The sequence below is a fragment of the Streptomyces sp. NPDC050534 genome (assembly GCF_044457745.1).
In the GTDB taxonomy this organism is placed as follows: Bacteria; Actinomycetota; Actinomycetes; order Streptomycetales; family Streptomycetaceae; genus Streptomyces.
In genome coordinates this window covers 646,193-660,742 of record NZ_JBITHF010000001.1, presented here as the reverse complement: position 1 = coordinate 660,742, position 14,550 = coordinate 646,193, and the positions used below count along the sequence as shown (strand labels likewise).

The window sequence follows — 14,550 nt, the reverse complement described above, 5'->3', positions numbered from 1 at the left end:
CACGGGTGCCCCGATACGCCGGTACGCCCGTGGAGATCAGCCGGCGTGTCCGGTCGTTCGCGGTCCGAGGCCGGTGCGTCTTCTCGGTACGGCGACCGCCCCGGACGCGGCCGCTTCGAGGAGGCGGCGGAAGGTGGGGCACTCCGCGTGGCTCGGCGCGGGGCAGGCCGCGGCGTGACGCAGGGAGTCGCGCAGGACGCCGAGTTCGCGGATCGTCCTGTCCAACTCCTCCGCCTTGGCCGCGAGCATCTCCCGGTCGAGCGCCGGCTGCCCGTCCGGCGCGAGCATGCGTGCGATCTCGTCGAGCGAGAAACCTGCGGTGCGCCCCAGCGCGATCAGCGCCAGGCGGTCCAGTACGGCGGGGTCGTACTGCCGGCGCAGGCCCCGTCTGCCGCTAGCGGTGATCAGGCCCTTCTCCTCGTAGAAACGCAGCGTCGAGGCGGGAACCCCGGCGCGCTGCGCCACGTCGGCTATGTCCAGCTCTGTCATTCTCTTTACCTCAAGTCGACTTGAAGTGGCACGGTGTCATCCCGGCCGGACGGACGCAACGAGAAGGAGACGATCATGGATGCCACACCTGGGACCTATGGCGACCGCTGGAACGGGCCCGGCGGCCATGCGTGGGTCGAGTTGCAGCCGGTACTCGACGGGATGTTCCGGAACATCGAGCCCCTGCTCACCGATGCCGTGCCCGCCGGACAACGCCGTCGTGTGCTCGACGTCGGCTGCGGCACCGGCGGCGTCACGCTGGCCGTCGCCAGACGGCTCGGCCCCGCCGGACACTGTGTCGGCGTCGACATCTCCGAACCGCTGGTGACGGCCGCCCGCGAGCGCTCCGAACGGGAGGGCACACCGGCGTCGTTCATCCACGGCGACGCACAGGACCACCCGTTCGAGCCCGCCGTCTTCGACGCCGTCGTCTCGCGCTTCGGTGTCATGTTCTTCGGTGACTCCGTCAAGGCGTTCGCGAATCTGCGCCGGGCCGCGACGGACGACGCCCGGCTCCGGCTCGTCGTGTGGCGCGGCTCAGAGGAGAATCCGTTCATGACGACGGCCGAACGTGCCGCCGCGCCGCTGCTCGACCTCCCGGTCCGCAGCCCGGGGCAGCCGGGGCAGTTCGCGTTCGCCGACGCGGACAAGGTCCGCCACATCCTGGCGGAGAGCGGCTGGTCCGGGATCGACGTCCGGCCGGCCGACGTGGAGTGTGTCCTGCCGGAGCCGGAGCTGGAGCGCTACTTCACCCGGCTGGGCCCCCTGAGCCAGGTCATGGACGAACTGGACGCGCGGACGCGCCGACAGGTCGTCGAGACGGTCCGCGCCGCCTTCGAGACCTTTGTGCAGGGCTCCGACGTCCGTTTCACCGCGGCCGTCTGGGTCGTGGACGCCCGGGTGTCCTCCGACTCCGTCGCCCACTGAGCAGTTGAGCGGCTGAGCGGCGACGTCACGTACGGCCGCGGGCGGGGCCCGGCCGCGAAACTTTTCGTTGATCCAAGCACCCTTCCCCCGGCACCGGCGACTGGCGCATAGTGAGGACTCCGCTGTCCGGGGTGAGGAACAAGATGACGCGCAAGAAGGCCCTGATCGTTCGCGGCGGATGGGAGGGACACCGCCCGGTCGAGGCGACGGAGTTGTTCCTGCCCTTCCTCGACAAGAACGGTTTCACCGTCCGGATCGAGGAGTCGACCGAGGTCTACGCCGACGCCACCGAGATGGCCGGCACGGACCTCGTGGTGCAGTGCGTCTCGATGTCGGAGATCACGGCCGAGCAGCTGTCGGGGCTGACCTCGGCGGTCGAGGCCGGCACCGGGTTCACCGGCTGGCACGGCGGCATCGTCGACTCCTTCCGCGCCTCCTCCGACTATCTCCACCTGGTGGGCGGGCAGTTCGCGACGCACCCGGGCAAGGAGCCGTGCGAGCGCCGGGGCGAGGCGGAGGACAACTTCCTGCCGCATGTCGTCGGCATCACCGAGCTCGGCCGCGAGCACCCCGTGACCGCGGGCATCGAGGACTTCGAGCTGTGCACCGAGCAGTACTGGGTGCTGCACGACGACCTGATCGACGTCCTGGCCACCACCACGCACCCGGCCCGCTCGTGGCAGCCGTGGCACCGGCCCGTGACCGTTCCCGCGATCTGGACCCGCAGGTGGGGTGCCGGGCGGATCGTCGTGACGACCCCGGGGCACAGCCTGGACGTCCTGGAGGACCCGAACGTCCGCACCGTCATCGAGAGGGGCATGCTGTGGGCGACGCGCACCGCATCGGCGTCGTAGGGCTCGGCGTCATCTCGCGCGCGTACCTGGACACCCTGGCCGGCCATCCCGCCGTACGCGTCACCGCGGTCGCCGATCTCGACGCCGCGCGCTCGGTCTCCGTCGCCGCCGAGCTGCCCGCTGCGGCGGCGCTCACCGTCGAGGAGCTGCTGAGCAGCCCGGACGTGGACACGGTGCTGAACCTCACCGTCCCGGCCGCCCACGCCGGGATCGCCCTCGGCGCCGTCGCCCGCGGCAAGCACGTCTACGGGGAGAAGCCGCTGGCCGCGACGCTGGACGACGCGCGGGCCGTCCTGGAGGCGGCCGCGAAGGCGGGCGTCGGTGTGGGGTGCGCGCCGGACACCGTCCTGGGCACCGGGATACAGACGGCGCGGGCGGCCGTGGAGGCGGGGGCCGTCGGGCGCCCGCTGTTCGCCACGGCGGTGATGGTGACACCGGGCCACGAGCGCTGGCATCCTCAGCCCGACTTCTACTACGCCCCCGGCGGCGGTCCGCTGCTCGACATGGGGCCGTACTACCTGGCGTCCCTGGTCCACCTGCTGGGTCCGGTGCGGTCCGTGACCGGAGCGTCCAGCCGGTTGCGCAGCGAGCGGGTCATCGGTTCCGGCCCGCGCGCGGGCGAGCGGATCCCGGTGGAGGTGGACAGCCATGTCTCCGGAGTGCTGGAGCACACGAGCGGGGCCCTGACGACGATCACCACGAGCTTCGACGGCGTCGCCACCACGGCCGCGCCGATCGAGGTCCACGGCGAGAGGGGGACCCTGTCGGTGCCGGATCCGAACTGCTTCGACGGCGAGGTCCGCCTCTTCGGTCTCGGCGGCACGCAGTGGCGCACGCTGCCGCCGTCGGCGGGCTACGCCGAGGGCGCACGGGGCGTCGGTCTGCTCGACTTCATCGCCGCCGACGCCTCGCGGGGGCCGCGGGCCAGTGGTGATCTCGCCCTGCACGTGCTGGAGACGATGACCGCCCTGCTGCGCTCGTCGGCCGAGGGACGGCGGATCGAGCTGACGACGGCGACACCGCCGCCCGCCCCGGTTCCACTCACGGCCGCCGCGCAGTGGAGAGGGGAGGGCCGGCCCGCGGCACGCTGAGCACGGCGGCGGGGCGGACACCCTGGACGACGAGCGTCACGCCGCCGCGGCGGGCGCGTCCCTGCCGCCGGCTCCGGCCGCCGTCGCCGGCTCGGTGGCCGCCGGCTTGCGGAGCAGGAGCAGTGCCGCGTCGTCGTGGAGGCGGCCCCCCACGTGGTCCAGCAGCTCGCCGTGGAGTGCGTCGAGAGTGCGGGCCGGGTCGTCGCAGACGTGGCGGGCCAGCCCCTCGTCGAGCGGGTAGAACTCGCGGCCGCCGTCGCGTGCCTCGGTGACCCCGTCCGTGTAGAGCAGCAGCTGGTCCCCGTCGGCGAAGGGCAGCACCTGAAGGCCGGGGGCGTGATCGGTGAGGGCGCGCAGCCCGAGGGGCGGGGCAGGCTGGGTGGGCTCCATGGCCTCGACGTCGCCGGAGGCGCGCACCAGCAGCGGCGGCGCGTGCCCGCAGTTGACCATCTCCAGCTGCCCCGGCCCCGGGTGACCGGCGACCACGGCGGTGACGAAGTCGTCGCTGCCGAGGTTGCGCGCGAGGCTCCGCTCGATCCGGTCGACGACGGCGAGCAGATCGGGCTCGTCCCAGGCGGCCTCGCGGAACACACCGAGCACCAGCGCGGCGGTCCCCACGGCGGGCAGCCCCTTGCCGCGAACGTCGCCGACGATCATTCGCACCCCGTACGGCGTGGGTATCAGCGCGTACAGGTCGCCGCCGATGCGGGCCTCGGCCGCCGCCGCGCTGTAGCGGACGGCCACCTGGAAGGGGCCGACGGTCTGCGGCACGGGTTTGAGCAGTGCGTGCTGGGCGGTCTCCGCGACCGAGCGCACCGCCGCGAGCACCCGTTCGCGTCCGGCGCGCAGCCTGCTGGCCAGGGCGCTCGCCAGCGTGACGGCCACCAGGGCGGACAGCACGGCCGCCAGTCCCTGGTGCGGATTGCCGTCCCAGGCGCCGAGGCTCGCGCCCAGCACCACGGCGAGCAGTCCGACGCACAGGACACCGCGCGGCCCGTTGGTGCACGCGGCCAGGGCGGGCCCGGCCGCGAGCAGCGGCAGCCAGCACGTCCGCGCTCCGCCGGCCAGGTCGGCGAGCACGATCACGGCGACGATCAGAGCGGGCAGGACGGGCGCGGGCGCCGCCAGCAGCGCGAAGGCGCGCCTGCGGGCCGAGGCCCCCCGGCCGTCCGCTCGGTACCTCAGCGACCAAAGGGGCCGACGGCCGTCGTCACGCTGGCGGACCTGCCTCATGTGTCTTTCGCTGTCCTCTTCTGTGTGGGCGCACGGGGGATCGGGGCGCGATGGCGAAATGCCTGCTTCATCCAGGAAACGGCCTCGCCTCGGGCCTTCACAAGAAGCGGATTTTCAGATAGTGAGCGACAGCCCCCTGGTCACGCGGCTCGCGGCCGGGAGCAGCCGCTCCCGGATGTCCGGCACCCGGTGGAGGCGCTCCACCGGCAGCGAGACGCCGAGGGAGCCGAGAGTCTCCCCGCTGTAGACGGGCACCGCGACGCAGACCGTGCCCAGGGTGTACTCCTCCAGGTCCGTGACGGCCGGGGCCTCGGGCGGGGAGTCCAGTCGCCGCAGCAGTTCGGGCAGGCTGGTGATCGTTCGCGGGGTGAGGTCGGCGAGGTGGTGCCGGGAGAGGTAGTCCATGCGGGCGTCCTCGTCGAGTTCCCGCAGGACGGCCTTGCCGAGGGCGGTGGCGTGCCCCGCGTCCTCGAAACCCACCCAGAGGTCGACGCGGGGCGCCCGGGGGCTGTCGACGATCTCGGCGACCCGGATCTCGCCGTCCTCGTAGAAGGTGAGGTACGCGGCGGTCGCGAGTTCGTCCCGCAGCGCGGCCAGCGTGGGGCGGACCCGGCTGAGCAGCGCCTGGGCGCGGCCCATGGTCTGCAGTGTCTGCATCCGGTCCCCGAGGACGAACCTGCCGTCGCCGAGTTTGCGCAGGTAGCCGTCGTGGACGAGGGTCCGCAGCAGGTGGTAGGCGGTGGCCAGGGGCAGCCCCGTCTCACGCGCCAACTGTTTCGCCGGTGCGCCGTTCTCGTGCGCGCTCACCGCCTCCAGCAGCCGCAAGGCCCGCTGGACGGAGGTGATCAGCGTGGGGCCGTCGTCCGCACCCATGCCTCAAGGGTGCGGCAGGCGCCCGGAGGGGGCAACGTGAGCGGGGCGGTGCACCGGTCAGGATGTACGGGCCCCGGAGTGGGAGTGGCCGGGTTCGACACAGGCGCCCGCGGCGCACGCCGTGAGCCACTGGTCGAAGTCGGCGTCGTAGCGGGTGCCGACGCCGGTGGCGTAGACGGCGTGTCCGCCCGGGTAGTCACCGACGCGGAAGCGGGCGAGCATGCGCTGGATGTCCGCGGGGTGCCGCTCGGCCATGTACCGGACCGCCAGATAGCCCCAGGGGTAGGTGCGCGTCACGTCGCTGTTGGCGTACGTGTTCTGGAACAGCGTGCTCAGCCGGTAGGTGTGTCTGCCCGCCTCCGCGACCGCCTGCTCGTCGGTGCGGCCGCGGTAGCCGTAGGAGACGTACTCGGCCAGGCCCTCGATCCACCACACGTCCGGCACCGACGTCTGCTGGGCGAAGTCGCCCTTCATGTCGTAGCGGGCGTCGAGGACGTGCGTGTACTCGTGGTTGAGGTTCCAGACCCGGGCCGGGAAGCCGTCGTCGGTCTCCTTCTGGTACATGATCGACAGCGGCTGGTTGGCGGGGTCGGACGGGTCTCCCGTCAGCGTGATGCCGCCGTTGTCGGTGCTGACGCCGTAGATCGCCCCGGCGTAGGTCCGGTAGTCCGCGCGGCTGCCGAAGACGACGAGTTCGACCGTCGACAGGTACTGGCCCGGTATGGGGCCGTCGCCCTTGACGACGTCCTCGAAGTACGGGTCCTGGGCGCGCAGTTGGGCGCAGACCGCGTCGAGGTCGGCGGGTGTGAGCGCCTGGGCCCGTACGGTGTGGGTCGCGTCGCAGGTGTGCGTGATCGGCAGGGCGGCGTCGGTCAGCCGGGCGGGCAGGTCGCAGATGCCGTAGTACGCGCAGTCGGCGCGGTCGTAGGCGTCGGCCTGGGTGGCCACCGCGACCCAGAGACCGGCGGTGGGGCCGGTGATCTGCGAGGCGTCGAGCAGGTCTTTGGCGAGGGGCCGGACCGTGTCGCGCAGGGCTGCGTGCTCCACGTAACGGGCCACGTTCATACCGGCGTTGGAGTCCAGATACGCGCGGTCGGTGCCGAGCAGGTCCAGGTGCGCGAGCGCGAAGGCGCGCAGGGTTTGCACGACACCCGGGTCGGCGGTGACCGCGTCGACGTAGGCGGGGTTCCAATTGCCGCGCCAGAGCGGGGTGTAGACGTCGTTGACGGCCGCGACCATGCTGTCGACGGCGTCGTAGGAGCTGTCGTAGGCGTCGAGCAGCCGCTGGTACTCGGTCAGGTAACGGGCCTGCTGGTCGGCGCTGTCGGTGAGGACGACGGCCTCGCCCAGAACGTCGCCGTTGGCCGGGGTGACGTCCTGGGAGCGCTGGTTGGCGAAGAAGGCGTCCAGGCCGGAGGTGATGGCCCGGGCGAGGGGTGTGCCGTACGGGCCGACGTCGTCCGGGTGGTTGAACTGCACGTAGTAGCCGGCCCGCAGGAACAGGACGAGCTGCCACACGCCACCGGAGTTGTCGCCCTGGTAGCGCCGCGCCTCCTGCCTGAAGGCGCGCGCCACGGTGACCATCTGCGCCTGCCGGAAGACGCCGCCGGCGTCGGTGCCGGTCACGGCGAACAGGCTGTTGACGCAGCCGGTGGTCGAGGCTTCGACGAAGGTGACGAGGGCGGAGCCGGTCCGACCCGCGAAGTCGGCCGGACTGCAGGAGGCCGATTTGGGAGTCGCTCTACGTCCATTCTCCTTGCCGGGCCTGGTAGTTGGGGTTGCCGACTGCAAGGGCGGCAGCTGGGCCGCGGCGAGCGGGCGGTTCTGTAAGGCGGGGTGGTCGGTGGTGTCGGCGGCCGGGCCGGCCGGCGGGGGTGTCGCCGGCCGGGACGCGGTCGTGGCGGGGGCGGTGGCGGTGGCGGTGGCGGTGATGACGTGCCGTGGTGGGGGTGCCGCGAGTGCCGGCGTCGACAGCAGGCCGGTGAGGGTGACGCAGACGGCGAGGGTGACGGATGTGCGTCCGGGCAGCGTGAAGCGGTAGCGCATCTCTGGCTCCTTCACGGAGGGATGCGCCTCGACGCGAGGGGTGAGGCGCGTGAGGCACCTTCTCAGCGGCGGCCCGCGTCAACAATGGAATGTGACATAGCACTGTGCGGCGGCGGGCCATAACACCCGCGCCCACCAAACCCACCACACCACCACGCCCACCGCGCCCACCGCGCCCACCACAGCCCGGAACCCGCCTACGCCCCGCCGCCCCCGCGCCAGGTCCGTGTCACCCAGTCCCTCAAGTGCGGTGAGCGTCCGGCGAGTTCGCGATACGCGGCGGTGGCGCACTGGAACAGCGTCTCCGCCACCTCCCCGGCCAGCGCGTCACGCCTCCAGGCCAGCACGTACCGGCACCACAGCGGTGTGCCGGCCAGCGGTCTGATCACCACCTCCGGGATCGGCCGCAGCGTCGCCTGCACGACGGACACTCCCAGCCCTTCGGCGATCATCCCTTGCAACTGCTGCTGGTCACCCAGGAATTCGTGTACGGCGACGGGTGCGAAGCCGGCCGCCGCGCAGGCCGTGTGGAAGACACCCGGCCAGCCCGCTCCGTCGTCCGGCGTCAGGAACCACGACTCCCCGACCAGTTCGGCCAGCTCGATCTGCGGGCGGTGGGCCAGGCGATGGCGGGAGGGCAGCGCCACGAAGGTGGGTTCGGTGACGATCCCGCGGTGCGTCACCGCGTCGGAGTGCGTCAGTTCCCTCCCCGGGTAGTCGGCGGCGACGGCCGCGTCCACCGCGCCGTCCTCCAGGAGTTCGACGATCCGCGATGAGGCGTAGACGCTGCTCACGGAGAGCGCGACGTCCGGAAGCCGGGCCCGGACCCGCGAGACCATGCCGGACAGCACCGGGGAGTTGGTGGCCGCTACCCGCACGGTTCTGCGAACTCTTGCGCCTTCGGCGGCCGGACGGCAGCCGATCGCGGCGGCGCGGGTCAGGACGTCGCGCGACTGGGCCACGACCTCGACGCAGTACGGCGTCGGCCTCACTCCCGTCGCGCCGCGCTCGAAGAGCGGCTCGCCGAAGTACCGCTCGATCCGGCCGAGTTGGCCGCTGACGGCGGGTTGCGAGTACCCCAGGTCCGCCGCGGCCCGGCCCACGCTCCCCGCGTCCGCGATCGCGCACAGCACCCGCAGATGCCGGAGCTCCAGCTCCATCCGTCCGCTCCCCCACCGCCGTCGCGCTCCACGCCGAGCCCGAGTCGCTCCGCGGCCCTGGTCACGGCCGACGGAAGGGAAGCGTTCCAGCGGGCCGGGGCGCGCACAAGACGCCGGTCGGCCACCGCGGCACCACGTCGGCGCAAGGGGGTGAAGCCAGGGGCAAAGTTGGCCGGAACGTCGCTGTGCGGCACCGGAGTTGCCCTCGATGGCTGGTCCCCACCGTGCGGGGTCCGCGAGTCCGTCGAAGTGAGGTCGGTCCGACGGGGCCGAGATCTGCGGCTACGCGCTGGACCGCGAGGTCGAGGGGAAGTTCGGGGCACCCTATCTGCAGGTCCACCGGGCCGAACTGCGCGACGCCCTGGCCGCGTGCCGCCCGAGCAGATCCGCTCAGGCAGGGGCGGAGTTCCACCTGCCTGACGGGCCCGAGGCCCAGCGGCGCAACGCCCGCATGGCGGCGTACGCGGCCGAGCACCGGTTCATGCCGGTGGCGGCGTGGGGTGCCGACGTGCTCGACGAACCGGCGGGATCGTGAACTCCCGTGCGGGACGCGGGACCGACCACTTCGGTTACAGGACGGACTACTCGGGCTAGGGGACGCCCAGTTCGAAGAGCACGTATCCCGCGTACGAGCCCGACGCCACCGCGGTGACGGCGAGCAGTCCGCACAGCAGCGGAAGCCCCACGGTGCGCAGGCGGACGGCGAGCGGGATGAAGAGGGGGAAGGCGGGGAGCAGGTAGCGGGAGACGTTGCCGAAGATCTGCTGGCTGCCGAGGACCAGGGCGAAGGTGAGGACCGTGTAGACGGTCAGCACGGAGGGCGGGCGCAGCCTGATCAGGAGCGGGATCAGCAGCAGGCCCAGCAGGATGGTCAGGACGCCGATGAGGTCCTCGATCAGGCACGGGAAGAGGTAGTCGGTGCGGCCCACGGCGAGGGACGTGAAGACGTCGAGCGTCTGCCTGCCGTAGTCGAAGGTGTGGGCCCAGGCGCCCTTCTGGAGTCTGAAGTAGCCGGTGAGGTCGCCCATCCGGTCGCCGACCCAGAGCAGGTAGCCCGCGAGGCCGAGCGGCGCGACGAGGATCGCGGTCATCGGACGGGCGACGTCCTCCTGCCTGCGGTGCAGCGTGCGCAGCGCGGCGACGGTGAGGGCGGCGACGAGGGCGAGCGCGGTGGGGCGGCTCAGCCCGGCGGCGAAGGTGAGTACGCCCGCGATCAGCCAGCGGTCGGTCAGGACGGCGTGGCAGGCCCAGACGGCGAGGGCGACGTAGAGGGACTCCGAGTACCCGGACCACTCGGTGCCGGAGCCGGGCCAGACCGCCCACAGCCCGGCCGCGGCGAGCCCGGCGCGCCGCCCGCCGAAGCGGGCGGTGACGGCGTAGATGCCGAGTGCGGCGGCGAACGACGCGAGGATCGACACGAGCAGTCCGGCGCCGTAGAGGCCGAGTCCCGTGCCGTCGGAGACCAGCCGCATCGCCGCCGGGTAGAGCGGGAAGAACGCGGCCGAGTTGCCTTCCAGGGTGATCAGGCCGGAGGCGCCGGGGATCCGGACGAGTGCGGGGTCGTAGCCGTGGTCGGCGATCCGCTGGTACCACCAGCCGTCCCAGCTGGCCAGGACGTCCCAGGCGTGGGCGCCGCCGCCGAAGCGCGGGTCCTTCCTGCGGAACTCCCCGGTGGAGTCGAGCAGTTGCATGAAGACGGTGAAGCCGATGAGCTTCGGTACGCCGTACATGGCAAGGACCGGGGCGTAGTGCCGGAGGTTGCGCCGGGCCGTCGTGAGGAGGCCCGGGAGGCGGTCCCTGACGGTACGCGGGAGTGAGCGGGCGTCGGGGCGGGCGACCGGGTTCAGGGTGTCGTTCATGCGGCCGGGGATCCCGTCTTCCGGCGGCGGGCGGGGAACACCCAGGCGCGCAGCAGCAGAAAGCGCAGGAGGGTGGCGGCCAGGTTGGCGGCGACGAGCACGCCGATCTCGGTCGAGCGTGCCGCCCCGGGCGTCAGGTGGTGCAGCGCGGCGAGCGATCCGCTGGTGAGGGCCAGTCCGACCCCGAAGACCAGCAGGCCCTTGGCGTGGTGGCGCAGCGCCCCGCCGCGGCCGCGCAGTCCGAAGGTGAGGCGCCGGTTCGCGGCCGTGTTGGCGAGGGCGCACAGCAGCAGCGCAGCCGCGTTGGCGGCCTGCGGTCCCGTCGCGGGGCGCAGCGCCCCGTACAGCAGTACGTAGCCGAGCGTGCTGACGGCTCCCACCGCGCAGAAGCGCAGCAACTGGCCGGCCAGACCGCTCGACGGCCCGTCGTCGCCGCGGCGCAGTCCGGCCGTCGGGAGTGCGCCGCGGGCCAGGGCGCGGCCGATCCTGGCGATGCCGCGCAGGTCGGCCAGGGCGGTGGACAGGATGTCGACGCGGCTGTCGGGGTCGTCGACCCAGTCGACCGGCACCTCGTGGATGCGCAGTCCGGCCCGCTCGGCGATGACCAGCAGCTCCGTGTCGAAGAACCACCCGGAGTCCTGCACCAGGGGCAGCAGCCGTTCGGCGACGTCGCGCCGCACCGCCTTGAACCCGCACTGCGCGTCGGAGAAGCCCACCGCGAGCGTGGAGCGCAACAGGGCGTTGTAGCAACGGGAGATGACCTCCCGCCGGGGTCCGCGCACCACCCGGGAGCCGCGGGCCAGGCGGGTGCCGATGGCGATGTCGGAGTGCCCGGAGATCAGCGGGGCGACCAGCGGCAGCAGCGCGGCCAGGTCGGTCGACAGGTCGACGTCGAGGTAGGCGAGCACCGGCGCCCGCGAACCCGACCAGGCGGCGTGCAGCGCCCGGCCCCGCCCCTTCTCGGCCAGCCGCAGCCACTGCGTCTCGGGCAGTTCGGCGGCCAGGCGGGCCGCGATCCGCGGCGTCGCGTCGGTGCTGGCGTTGTCCGCGACGGTGATCCGGAACGGGTAGGGGAACGTCTCGCGCAGGTGTGCGTGCAACCGCCGTACGCACCGCTCCAGGTCCGCCTGCTCGTTGAACACCGGCACGACCACGTCCAGGACGGGTTCACGCTGGTGCGCCGGGAGCGGCGTGCGGAGCGGCAGTTGGTCCATCAGGTTTGTCACGTTCCATCCCGTTCGGGTACTGGCGCTGGGCATGCCGAAGGCACGCACGGCGGATGTGCGATGCGGCTGACGAAGTGGAGGTCGAAAGAGGAGAGTCGGACAGGTGCGGTGCGGCGCGCTACCCGGAGCCCGCCGAGCCCGTCGCGGACGCCCGCACCGTCGACGGCGTGCCCGACGGTGTCGCGGGTGCGGTGGGCGTACCGGTGTCGTTCGGGAGCGCCGTCCCGGTCGGGGGCGGCGCGGAGGTCGTCGTAACCGAAGTGCCGGTCGAGGTCGGCGTGGTGGCCGGAGCGGACGGCAGCCCGGCGGCCCCGGTGGCGCTCTCGGTCGCGGTCGCCGTCGCGCTCGGAGGCGCCGACGTCCCCGTCGGACTCGGGCTCGGGGACATCGGGCTCGTCGCGGGCCGCGGATGCGGTGCCTGCGGCCTGTTCTCACCCGGGTCGTGGGGCAGCAGGAAGAAGCCGATGCCGAGTCCGGCGACGGCCAGGACCGAACCGGCCGCCTTCTGCGCCATGCGGATCCGGCGACGGGCCTGCACCCCCGCCCGCAGCCGCACCCGGTCCTCCGCCTCGAAGGGGGTGTACTCCTGGGTGTCGCGCATCATCCGCGTCAACTCCCGCTCGAAGTGATCCATCGGCTCCCCTTCACCCCACCGGCTCGATGACGTCGGACAGGATGCGGCGCAGCCGGGCCACACCACGCGAGGCGTGCGAGCGGGCGGTGCCCACCGGGCACCCCAGCACCTCCGCGACCTGCTTCTCGGGCAGGTCCTGGTAGTAGCGCAGCACCACCGCGGCCCGTTGCCGCGGCGGCAGTTGGGCCAGCGCGGACTCCAGCCGCGAGCGTTCCGCCACGGCGGCGGACACGTCACCGGCCGCGGGCAGGTCCGGCAGCTGCTCGACCGGGCGCTCACCCCACCAGCGCCGCCGCGCCGAGCGCGCCGCCGCCCGCGCCAGCACCTTGCGCACATACGCCTCGGGAGCCTCGTCGGCGATCTTGGGCCAGACGAACCAGAGCTTGACCAGGGCTTCCTGGAGCAGGTCCTCGGCCCGGTGCCGATCGCCTCCCACGAGCAGACGGGCGAGGTGGAACAGCGCCGACCAGCGAGCCGCCACGAACCCGTCGAACCCTTCGGCTCGACTCTGTTCCACACGCACCGTCCCTGGTCGACCAGCCCCCTACACCCAGAAAAAGACGTTGGGCACCCCGTCACGATGCACTTCGCCCCTGTGATCCGGGTTACATCCGGAGCCGGTCGGTCAGTCCACGGGCCACGTGTGCGCGGGTGCGTTCAGATGCATGTAGTCCATGTACGTCGTGGTCATCCGCCGCAGGGCCTCCCGGCGGTCGCAGGGGGTGGACTTCTCCAGGTGGTGGACGGTCTCCGCCTGCCACAGGGCACCGTTGCGGGCCGTGACGCAGCGCTGCTCGATGATGCCCAGGAGGGGTTCGCGCCAGGCCGCGTCCATGCCGGCCAGCTCGAGGCCCCGGTGGGCCTCGGGCAGCAGACGCCGCAACACCAGCTCGGTGACCGGCACTTCGCCGCTGCCGGGCCAGTACAGCCGGGCGTCGATGCCGTCGCGGGCCGCCGCGTGCAGGTTCTCCTCGGCGACCGCGAAGGACATCCGCGTCCACACCGGCCGGTCGTCGTCGACCAGGGCGCGCGTCAGGCCGTAGTAGAAGGCGCCGTTGGCGATGATGTCGGCCACGGTGGGACCGGCGGGCAGCACCCGGTTCTCGATGCGCAGGTGCGGACCGCTGTCGGTGACGGCGTAGACGGGCCGGTTCCAGCGGTAGATCGTGCCGTTGTGCAGGGTCAGTTCGCCCAGCTCCGGAACGCCGCCCGCGTCCAGCCTTTGCTGCGGGTCCTCGTCGTCGCACAGCGGCAGCAGCGCCGGGAAGTAGCGCACGTTCTCCTCGAACAGGTCGAAGACGCTGGTGATCCACCGCTCCCCGAACCACACGCGGGGCCGTACGCCTTGGGCCTTGATCTCCTGGGGGCGGGTGTCGGTGGCCTGCTCGAAGAGGGGGACGCGGGTCTCCCGCCACAGTTCCCTGCCGAAGAGGAACGGGGAGTTGGCGGCCAGGGCGATCTGGACGCCTGCGACGGCCTGGGCCGCGTTCCAGTAGTCCGCGAACTCCTTCGGCGCGACCTGGAGATGGAACTGGGTGCTGGTGCAGGCGGCCTCCGGGGTGATGGCGTCGGCGTACATCGACAGGTGCTCCACGCCGTCGACCCGGATCCGCAGGTCCTCGCCGCGCGCCGCGAAGATCTGCTCGTTGAGCAGGCGGTAGCGCGGATCGCCGGACAGGGCCGTCTCCCCCACGTCGTCCTCGCCGAGGGTCGGCAGGATCCCGATCATGATCATGTGCGCGCCCAGGGCGGCCGCACGTTCCTCGGCGTGGTTGAGGGCGTCGCGGATCGCCTGCTCCCAGGCGCCGGGGCCGCCCGCGGTCAGCTGCCGCGGCGGGATGTTGATCTCCAGGTTGAAGCGGCCGAGTTCGCTGGACCAGGCGGGATCGGCGATCGCCTGGAGGACCTCGGTGTTCCGCATCGCCGGCCGTCCGTCGCCGTCGACCAGGTTGAGCTCGATCTCCAGCCCCACCTGGGGGCGCTCGCTCTCGAAGCCGGACTCGCGCAGCATCTGCGCCAGCACGTCGAGACACGTGTGCATCTTGTCCCGGTACCGACGGCGGTCCTCGCGCGTGAACACCAGGGCGGGTACGTCACGTCCCATGGGCCCTCCCGAGTCCCCTCGGCGGATACCTCTCGTCCCAGAGTCGCACCTCGT

General features: G+C 72.5%; 13 protein-coding genes. 3 read left to right on the top strand and 10 right to left on the bottom strand.

Annotated elements, in window-relative coordinates; translation table 11 throughout:
* Positions 1–36: 36 nt before the first annotated feature.
* Complete coding sequence (locus tag ACIBN2_RS02940; protein WP_399132324.1) at positions 37–489, bottom strand: helix-turn-helix domain-containing protein; 453 nt, start codon at positions 487–489, stop codon at positions 37–39.
* 75 nt (positions 490–564) lie between these two features.
* Between ACIBN2_RS02940 and ACIBN2_RS02935 the strand changes: the two genes are divergently transcribed.
* From ACIBN2_RS02935 to ACIBN2_RS02925, 3 genes are all read left to right on the top strand, one after another.
* Positions 565–1,416: a class I SAM-dependent methyltransferase gene (locus tag ACIBN2_RS02935; protein ID WP_399132323.1), complete on the top strand. Its 852-nt coding sequence runs from the start codon at positions 565–567 to the stop codon at positions 1,414–1,416.
* Between the two features lie 143 nt (positions 1,417–1,559).
* A complete protein-coding gene (locus ACIBN2_RS02930; protein WP_399132322.1) occupies positions 1,560–2,270 on the top strand; it encodes a ThuA domain-containing protein in 711 nt (236 codons plus the stop codon).
* Positions 2,240–3,361 (top strand): Gfo/Idh/MocA family protein, encoded by a 1,122-nt coding sequence (locus tag ACIBN2_RS02925; protein WP_399132321.1) that lies wholly within the window; start codon positions 2,240–2,242, stop codon positions 3,359–3,361. Before ACIBN2_RS02930 ends, ACIBN2_RS02925 begins: the two co-directional genes overlap by 31 nt.
* 36 nt (positions 3,362–3,397) lie before the next feature.
* On the opposite strand, the gene ACIBN2_RS02920 is transcribed toward ACIBN2_RS02925, so the two are convergent.
* The 9 genes from ACIBN2_RS02920 to ACIBN2_RS02880 all read right to left on the bottom strand — a co-directional run bounded on the left by ACIBN2_RS02920 (position 3,398) and on the right by ACIBN2_RS02880 (position 14,496).
* Positions 3,398–4,594, bottom strand: a complete 1,197-nt coding sequence (locus tag ACIBN2_RS02920) for a PP2C family protein-serine/threonine phosphatase (RefSeq protein ID WP_399132320.1) — start codon at positions 4,592–4,594, stop codon at positions 3,398–3,400.
* 114 nt (positions 4,595–4,708) lie between these two features.
* Positions 4,709–5,467 (bottom strand): IclR family transcriptional regulator, encoded by a 759-nt coding sequence (locus ACIBN2_RS02915; RefSeq protein WP_399132319.1) that lies wholly within the window; start codon positions 5,465–5,467, stop codon positions 4,709–4,711.
* Between the two features lie 57 nt (positions 5,468–5,524).
* Positions 5,525–7,513 carry a collagenase gene (locus ACIBN2_RS02910; RefSeq protein ID WP_399132318.1) on the bottom strand — a complete coding sequence of 663 codons (1,989 nt, stop codon included), beginning with the start codon at positions 7,511–7,513 and terminating at the stop codon, positions 5,525–5,527.
* Between the two features lie 197 nt (positions 7,514–7,710).
* Positions 7,711–8,673 carry a LysR family transcriptional regulator gene (locus ACIBN2_RS02905; RefSeq protein ID WP_399132317.1) on the bottom strand — a complete coding sequence of 321 codons (963 nt, stop codon included), beginning with the start codon at positions 8,671–8,673 and terminating at the stop codon, positions 7,711–7,713.
* 590 nt (positions 8,674–9,263) lie between these two features.
* Positions 9,264–10,532, bottom strand: a complete 1,269-nt coding sequence (locus tag ACIBN2_RS02900; protein ID WP_399132316.1) for a hypothetical protein — start codon at positions 10,530–10,532, stop codon at positions 9,264–9,266.
* Complete coding sequence (locus tag ACIBN2_RS02895; RefSeq protein WP_399132871.1) at positions 10,529–11,746, bottom strand: glycosyltransferase; 1,218 nt, start codon at positions 11,744–11,746, stop codon at positions 10,529–10,531. The genes ACIBN2_RS02900 and ACIBN2_RS02895 overlap by 4 nt, the downstream gene beginning before the upstream one ends.
* A 130-nt stretch (positions 11,747–11,876) precedes the next feature.
* Positions 11,877–12,392: a hypothetical protein gene (locus tag ACIBN2_RS02890; protein ID WP_399132315.1), complete on the bottom strand. Its 516-nt coding sequence runs from the start codon at positions 12,390–12,392 to the stop codon at positions 11,877–11,879.
* A gap of 10 nt (positions 12,393–12,402) precedes the next feature.
* Positions 12,403–12,909: a SigE family RNA polymerase sigma factor gene (locus ACIBN2_RS02885; RefSeq protein ID WP_399132314.1), complete on the bottom strand. Its 507-nt coding sequence runs from the start codon at positions 12,907–12,909 to the stop codon at positions 12,403–12,405.
* Between the two features lie 108 nt (positions 12,910–13,017).
* Entirely contained in the window at positions 13,018–14,496 is a 1,479-nt protein-coding gene (locus ACIBN2_RS02880) for a glutamate--cysteine ligase (protein ID WP_399132313.1), read from the bottom strand.
* Between the last annotated feature and the right edge of the window lie 54 nt (positions 14,497–14,550).

What these genes read in the sequence shown, in the direction of transcription:
- ACIBN2_RS02940 (WP_399132324.1), bottom strand. Translation starts at nt 489, where the DNA reads ATGACAGAGCTGGACATAGCCGACGTGGCGCAGCGCGCCGGGGTTCCC.
- ACIBN2_RS02935 (WP_399132323.1), top strand. Translation starts at nt 565, where the DNA reads ATGGATGCCACACCTGGGACCTATGGCGACCGCTGGAACGGGCCCGGC.
- ACIBN2_RS02930 (WP_399132322.1), top strand. Translation starts at nt 1,560, where the DNA reads ATGACGCGCAAGAAGGCCCTGATCGTTCGCGGCGGATGGGAGGGACAC.
- ACIBN2_RS02920 (WP_399132320.1), bottom strand. Translation starts at nt 4,594, where the DNA reads ATGAGGCAGGTCCGCCAGCGTGACGACGGCCGTCGGCCCCTTTGGTCG.
- ACIBN2_RS02915 (WP_399132319.1), bottom strand. Translation starts at nt 5,467, where the DNA reads ATGGGTGCGGACGACGGCCCCACGCTGATCACCTCCGTCCAGCGGGCC.
- ACIBN2_RS02910 (WP_399132318.1), bottom strand. Translation starts at nt 7,513, where the DNA reads ATGCGCTACCGCTTCACGCTGCCCGGACGCACATCCGTCACCCTCGCC.
- ACIBN2_RS02905 (WP_399132317.1), bottom strand. Translation starts at nt 8,673, where the DNA reads ATGGAGCTGGAGCTCCGGCATCTGCGGGTGCTGTGCGCGATCGCGGAC.
- ACIBN2_RS02900 (WP_399132316.1), bottom strand. Translation starts at nt 10,532, where the DNA reads ATGAACGACACCCTGAACCCGGTCGCCCGCCCCGACGCCCGCTCACTC.
- ACIBN2_RS02895 (WP_399132871.1), bottom strand. Translation starts at nt 11,746, where the DNA reads ATGGACCAACTGCCGCTCCGCACGCCGCTCCCGGCGCACCAGCGTGAA.
- ACIBN2_RS02890 (WP_399132315.1), bottom strand. Translation starts at nt 12,392, where the DNA reads ATGGATCACTTCGAGCGGGAGTTGACGCGGATGATGCGCGACACCCAG.
- ACIBN2_RS02880 (WP_399132313.1), bottom strand. Translation starts at nt 14,496, where the DNA reads ATGGGACGTGACGTACCCGCCCTGGTGTTCACGCGCGAGGACCGCCGT.